Annotated in this window: 1 protein-coding gene; it reads right to left on the reverse strand. The window is 43.5% G+C overall.

Features of this window, described 5'->3' with window-relative positions; all coding sequences use genetic code 11:
* The coding region (locus tag ACS8FD_RS24035) for an aldehyde dehydrogenase family protein (protein WP_439277695.1) at positions 1-536 on the reverse strand (536 nt) is incomplete at both ends.

Genomic DNA, 536 nt, shown 5'->3' on the forward strand with positions numbered 1-536 from the left:
AAACTGGTCGTCATTAATAATGTGACTATAGTCTTGATTGTTACCAATATTAGGATAATGTTTTTGCATCCACTCTTTTGCTAGGCTAATAAAACGCTCATGATATTGACGTTGAATCAACACATAATCAGGCGCGATACAAGTTTGACCAGCGTTAAGGGTCTTGCCCATCATTACGCGATTGACTGCGTTCTCTAAATTCACATCATCGAGCACGATGACTGGCGACTTACCGCCCAGCTCAAGTGTCACTGGTGTTAAGTTCGGTGCTGCTGCTGCCATGACTTTTTTGCCGACCGCAGTAGAGCCAGTATAAAGCAGATGATCAAACGGCAGCTTACTAAAAGCTTCAGCAATATCGACTTCTCCCAGTACGACACAGACCATATCTGATGAAAAATAATGCGCGACTGCTTTAGCAAATGCCTCAGCAAATTTTGGTGCAGCCTCACTCATTTTAACCATTACTCGATTGCCAGCAGTCAAGGCATCAATCATCGGCCCTATCGCCAAATATAATGGGTAATTCCATGGCA

The sequence above is a fragment of the Psychrobacter sp. 1U2 genome, from assembly GCF_051847575.1.